Origin of the sequence: Wolbachia endosymbiont of Drosophila barbarae (assembly GCF_044752445.1) — a bacterium.
Classification (GTDB): Bacteria; Pseudomonadota; Alphaproteobacteria; order Rickettsiales; family Anaplasmataceae; genus Wolbachia; species Wolbachia pipientis.
Genome location: NZ_JBIXJM010000154.1, coordinates 1 through 3,650, shown reverse-complemented (window position 1 = coordinate 3,650; position 3,650 = coordinate 1). Strand labels below are relative to the sequence as shown.

Genomic DNA, 3,650 nt, shown 5'->3' with positions numbered 1-3,650 from the left:
TACTACATAAGGCCTAATTTCCGGAAGATCAACTTTTTGGTGAACATAAGGTTTTTCGCATATTACAAGCTCTCCTCCGCATTCGCAAATATTAGGCAACTCTATTTTTACTACTTTATCCGCTTCCATTGTGGCATGAAAATTTCCTTTATGCCCAACCTGATCGCCAACATTCCTTTCGCTTTTTGGCTTGTCCTTTTTTATTTTGTATAGCTCTTTTGAGCTGGGCAGGGATGAGTTTTTTGAATTTAAACCGAGCCTTTCCTTTAATTCAGCGTTCTCTATCTTTAAAGCTTTATTTTCTGCTTTTAAGTTTTCTATCTCTGCTTCCAGTTTTTCTATTTTTTGCTGTAAATTTTTGCAAAGTTCTAAAAGGTTTACCACATTACCTCACTTTTGCTCTATGATTATCTTTTTAGATCACTTTGTCTACCTTATTCTACCACTCCGCTGAACGGATACCTTGGGTTAGCTATAGCTAACACCACAATTGTACTAACATTGTGATTTGAGAATAACCTTCACCAGAAAGGGTGTCATTCCAGTGTTAAGCACTGGAATGACGAGAGGTAACGCAAGAAGTTTACTCTTAATAAAAACCTGATGATGAATCATTATTACCAAATTTCGGCCTATTTCTGTTGCTGAAACCAGAACGAGGACGAGGAGGCCTCTTATGGTGACTTCCTCCAGGTTTTCTACTAAATGAATTATTGTAATAATTATCCCTGTCATTTGGACCATCTTTCCTTTCCTCGTTGTAAAGCTCACCTTCAAAAAACTCTCCCGTCTCTTGGTCAACCCGACGTCTTGACAACTTTGGACACCCACCTTTTTCGAAGTCAATTACTAGTGCTTTGAAAGTATCATCTTGTTTAAGTACGCTCTCTATAGAATCTATATGTTCATTAGCTACTTCACTTATGTGCATTTTTCCTTTTCTGCCATTAAGAAATTCAAGTTCTACAATAGACTTCTCTATTCTTACAACCTTGACATCAACTATAGAACCTTGTTCTAGTTCTGTTATTGAATCAATCATCATACCCTTTGCAATTTCAGCTTCAGTGCCACTCGTAGCAAAAACAGAAACTTTACCATCATCTCCTATTTCAATTTTTGCATTACTTCTTTCACACACACTGCGTATATTTTTCCCCTTAGAACCTATAGCAGCAGAAATTTTGTCTTTATCTATGTAAAATGATAACATCCTTGGTGCATGGTCTTTGACATCATCACTGTGTTCTGAAATCACTGCATTCATTTTTTCTAAAATATGTAATCTTCCAGCTTTTGCCTGTTCTAAAGATTTTTCAACAATTTCAAAGCTTATACCAGAAATTTTCATGTCCATTTGTAGCGCCGTAACCCCTTCACTAGTTCCTGCTACTTTAAAGTCCATATCACCAAGATAATCTTCATCACCAAGTATATCGGAAAGTATTACATACTCGTCTTTATCTTTGATGAGACCCATAGCAATTCCAGCAACAGGGGCCTTTATTGGCACACCCGTATCCATTAAAGCAAGAGAAGTCCCACAAACTGTTGCCATAGAAGAAGAACCATCAGACTCCAAAATTTCGGACACTACTCTTATTGTATAAGGAAATTCAGACTTACCGGGTAAAACAGGATGAATTGCTTTCCAAGCAAGTTTGCCATGACCGATTTCTCTTCTTCCTGGTGCACGCGCAGCAGAAGTTTCTCCAACAGCAAATGAGGGAAAGTTATAATGCAACATGAAATGCTCACGTCTATCCCCTTCAATATCATCCACAATTTGCTCATCTTGAGTGGTGCCAAGAGCAGTAACAACCAGTGCCTGAGTATTGCCTCTTGTAAATAGTGCAGAACCGTGAGTTTTGGACAGAATATCAACTTCAACTTCTATCTGACGTATCTCATCATGCTTACGACCGTCTATCCTTACACTTTTCTTCCTAATTATTTCACGTACTAAAGATCTTTCAAAGTTTTTTACTGCATACGTAATTAACTTTTCGTCTTTTCCAGTTTCTTTAAGAGTATTCAATATATTCTCTCTGATCGCTTCTAGAGCTTGAACTCGCTCTTGTTTTACTGTTTGCGAATATGCTTTTTCAAAATCTTTACCGTATTTTTCGAGCTCTTGTGTTATATCTGATGCATCAATAGGGGCAAAACTCTCAGGTTTATTGCCAATTGTATCAGCAAACTCTTTTATGAGCTTAATGACAGGCTTAAGGTGTTCATGGCCAAATTTTATTGCATTAAAAACATTTTCTTCAGAGAGCTCTTTCACTTCTGATTCAACCATTAAAATTGAATTTTCATCACCAGACAAAAACAGATCCAAGCTGCTTGCTTTCATCTCTTGAACAGAAGGGTTGAGTATATAGTTATTATTTTCATCACAACCAACCATCACTCCAGCTATAGTAAAGTGAAAGGGAACACCAGAAATTGCAAGAGCTGCAACAGCACCAATCAATGCTGGCACTTCAGGAGGATTGACTGTATCATAAGTTAATAGATTGCACACCACACTAATTTCATCATGAAATCCTTCTGGGAATAGTGGTCTTATACTTCTATCTATTACTCTTGAGATTAAAGTTTCTCTATCAGATGGCTTGCCTTCTCTTTTAAAAAACCCGCCAGGGATCTTACCCATGGCATAGCTTTTTGCGATAAACTGCACATTTAAAGGTAGGAAATCAACGCTTTCTTCCTTCTTTTTACGCACAACAGTTACTAAAACAGAAGTATCACCGTAATTTACAACTACTGAACCATGAGCTTGGCGTGCTATTTTTCCTGTTTCTAAAGATAAGGCACGACCACCCCACTCTATAGATTTTTTTATAATTTTAAACATATTAAATTCCTCGATTATTTTCTAATGCCTAACTTCTCTATTAATTCCTGATAGGCTTCATTACCAAATTTACGCTTTATATAATTTAAGTGCTTGCGTCTTCTACCTATCAATATAAGTAAACCACGCTTAGAGTGATGGTCATGCTTGTGCACTTTAAAGTGCTCAGTTAAATTACTGATCCTCTCGGTCAAAATTGCACATTGTACAAAAGATGAACCTGTATCATCTTCTTTAATTGCATATATATTTATCAAACTCTTTTTCTTTTCGGATGTTATCGACATCTAAACCTCATTTTAAATATTAAAAACACGAATAGGTTTCACACAACCATAAATAAAACTGCAGATTGCAATAGGTACACTACCCACTACCGTACAACAAATATCATGATTCTTTAAATTACGCAAGTTATTTAATACAACTTCCTGACCTTTTCTGATTTTCCCCGCATCTTCTAGGGAAATTTCAACTTTGAACATCGATTTTAAAGCCGATTCAATGGGGATGACGAAACTTTTTGTATTACTCCCTGTCACTCCATCATCTTCTGTCATCCCACCCCCCTCTGTCATCCAAGTAGCTGACACTGGGATGGCTTTGTTGCATCGCTCTTCGGATAGTAGGTAACGCACAATAAATTTATGAAGCTATCTCAAATTTAGCCATACCAATATCAGTGAACTTATTGAGCAAATAGCATTTAACAAGTAGTTCCTTCTCTCTATTTGTCTCAGATTTATTCCTAAAACTAAACCCGAATGTTTGTTTCAGTCGCGAGAAA

General features: G+C 36.7%; 4 protein-coding genes and 1 pseudogene. All 5 read right to left on the bottom strand.

Features of this window, described 5'->3' with window-relative positions; genetic code table 11:
* Positions 1–384: DUF6444 domain-containing protein (locus tag ACIPNH_RS02870; protein ID WP_400771625.1), on the bottom strand; the 384-nt coding region annotated here is incomplete at its 3' end.
* A 205-nt stretch (positions 385–589) separates the two neighbouring features.
* A complete protein-coding gene (gene pnp / locus ACIPNH_RS02865) occupies positions 590–2,863 on the bottom strand; it encodes a polyribonucleotide nucleotidyltransferase (protein WP_400771623.1) in 2,274 nt (757 codons plus the stop codon).
* 14 nt (positions 2,864–2,877) lie between these two features.
* Positions 2,878–3,150, bottom strand: coding sequence for a 30S ribosomal protein S15 (gene rpsO, locus ACIPNH_RS02860; protein ID WP_006279944.1), 273 nt, complete (start codon positions 3,148–3,150; stop codon positions 2,878–2,880).
* A gap of 12 nt (positions 3,151–3,162) precedes the next feature.
* Positions 3,163–3,501 (bottom strand): hypothetical protein, encoded by a 339-nt coding sequence (locus tag ACIPNH_RS02855; protein ID WP_231115842.1) that lies wholly within the window; start codon positions 3,499–3,501, stop codon positions 3,163–3,165.
* Between the two features lie 7 nt (positions 3,502–3,508).
* Positions 3,509–3,650: pseudogene (locus ACIPNH_RS06740) on the bottom strand (IS5 family transposase); the annotation flags it as partial.

Coding starts and splice junctions, on each gene's coding strand:
- pnp (WP_400771623.1), bottom strand. CDS start 2,863: ATGTTTAAAATTATAAAAAAATCTATAGAGTGGGGTGGTCGTGCCTTA.
- rpsO (WP_006279944.1), bottom strand. CDS start 3,150: ATGTCGATAACATCCGAAAAGAAAAAGAGTTTGATAAATATATATGCA.